We start from the raw sequence: 888 nt of genomic DNA on the forward strand, positions 1-888 counted from the left end.
CGTGGGACCAGATGGTGATGCCCAGCACCTCGCTGCCGACCCGGCCGTTGAACCGCTCCACCATGCCGTTTGTTTGCGGCGAGTAGGGGCGAGTGTGGCGGTACTCGGCGCCGAGTTCGGCGCAGACGCGTGCGAAGGCGGGTGTGAAGCAGCTGCCGTTGTCGGTGAGCACGTGGGTGAGGCGGAAGGGGAAGGCTTTCGCGGCCTCGCGGAGAAAGGTGATGGCGCTGCGCTCGGTCTCGTCGTCCTTGACGGCCAGGTGGACGGAGCGGGACCGGCGGTCGATGGCGACATAGAGGTAGCGCTTGCGGCGCTCGCCACTGGCGGTCTGCAGCTTGGGCAGGTGCTTGATGTCGATGTGGACGAAGCCGAGGTCGTAGTCCCGGAAGGTGCCCCTAGCTCGGACGGGCCGGTCAGAGGTGGCAGGGTGCCTGCGGCTAAGGCCCTCCGCCCTGAGAATGCGCCAGACGCTGTCGCGGTTCAGGTGCGGCAAGAAGTGGGTCACCACGAAGGTGAGGTCATCGAGGGGGAAGTTGGTGGCCCGGCGCAGGGCGCAGACTACGGCACGCTCCTCGTCAGAGGCCTTCCAGGGCAGCTTGTGAGGCCGGGCCGAGTGGTCGAGGCAGTCCGAAGGTCCTCGCTTGCGCCACTTGCGGATAGTCTCGCTGCTCACCCCGAAGCGGCGGGCCAGGGTGCCCGAAGGCTCGGTGGAGCGGGCGATCTCGGCCCGGACGGCGGGGGTGGTGCGGGCATTGGGGTGGATCTGGAGCATGGCTCACCTTCCTCCCTGCACGGCGCTCTTCAGGCGCTCGAAGCGGTAGGCAAAGTCTATGATAGCCAAGCCGACCGGATCCCAACAATGTTCTGCGACCAGACACCTAGCACTAC

The 888-nt window shown here is 67.0% G+C and carries 1 protein-coding gene; it reads right to left on the minus strand.

The genetic code is table 11. The annotated features are described in order from the left end of the window. Nucleotides 1–772 (minus strand): DDE-type integrase/transposase/recombinase (locus tag D9599_RS30735; RefSeq protein WP_198385134.1); only part of this gene is annotated, 772 nt, incomplete at its 3' end. Nucleotides 773–888 lie beyond the last annotated feature (116 nt).

It is taken from the genome of Roseomonas sp. KE2513 (assembly GCF_016107305.1).
Lineage (GTDB): Bacteria > Pseudomonadota > Alphaproteobacteria > Acetobacterales > Acetobacteraceae > Roseomonas.